Annotated in this window: 1 protein-coding gene; it reads right to left on the bottom strand. The window is 28.4% G+C overall.

Annotated features, from left to right (window positions below; genetic code table 11):
• Nucleotides 1-76 precede the first annotated feature (76 nt).
• The gene (locus BLQ00_RS17420; protein ID WP_139149468.1) at nucleotides 77-838 is read right to left on the bottom strand and encodes a hypothetical protein; all 762 of its coding nucleotides are present in this window, start codon (nucleotides 836-838) and stop codon (nucleotides 77-79) included.
• Between the last annotated feature and the right edge of the window lie 171 nt (nucleotides 839-1,009).

Here is a 1,009-nt window from a genome sequence, read left to right as displayed (position 1 = left end):
GCCTATGGCATCTCAAAATCAAGAATACCGTATGATAAAAATTATGTTTCAAAATTAAACTAGAATTAGTTGTTTTTTAGCTCAGTTCTTTGTTGCCAGTAGTTTTTTTATCAGTTATAATTTCTGTTTCGTTAAATATTGATAATTTCAAGGATTTTAATAATTCGGATGGTTTAAATTCAGTCAGTTTTAAATTAGCTAGTATTCTTTCGAATGCAATGAAAGTCACAAAAGATTGTAAAATGGCTTTGTCGATATTAGGATTTTCATAATAGCTACTTTGTTGTAATCCTAAAAAGTTGAATATAATTAACGCTATAAAAAACAGAGAATATATAACAAGTTTTATATTGTTTTTTGAAACTATATATTCACATAATTCAACAAGTTTAAATCTTTTCATTTTTTCTGATTTCCTTGCTAAAAAAGGGATAAGTTTAAAAGTCAGAAACGTAACTTGCTTATGTAGTAATGTTGCTATAATCACTCCAGATGTTATAATTAAGTAAATCCAAGTTTCTTCTTTCAGACCAGTTATCAATTGACTTTCATCAATTCTATAAAGTATCATAGGAATAGAAAAAGACAATCCTAAATAGGCAAATAAATAAATTTGAGTCGACAATATCGGAATTGCAACTGTAACAAAGCCATAGAGTAAAGTGAAAGGAAATAAAATAGCTTGTACTATAAAATCAAACGCCTTATTTTTAAATTTCCGATTTATCTGATAAAATATAATACAGACAACAATATAAGTTCCAATTATCCAATAAAGGTTTTCAATATTGGAAGCGTAATCAGTTAAATACTTAATTCCGACTACGAGCAAAATCATTCCCAAGTTAATGAGTAGGACTAATATTGTTGATATGATTTCTTTCTTAATATTGTTCAATTCTCAAATTACTGGCAACGGGTTTGTATAATAATTGTAGCGCTTGGCGCAGCGTGCGGCTTGAAGCGGCGACATCTTTTCAGTTTCTTATTTAGTTCCAATTATTCGGAG

Origin of the sequence: Ulvibacter litoralis, from assembly GCF_900102055.1 — a bacterium.
In the GTDB taxonomy this organism is placed as follows: domain Bacteria; phylum Bacteroidota; class Bacteroidia; order Flavobacteriales; family Flavobacteriaceae; genus Ulvibacter; species Ulvibacter litoralis.
The sequence above is the reverse complement of the archived record's forward strand: the minus strand, read 5'-3'. Positions and strand labels throughout refer to the sequence as shown.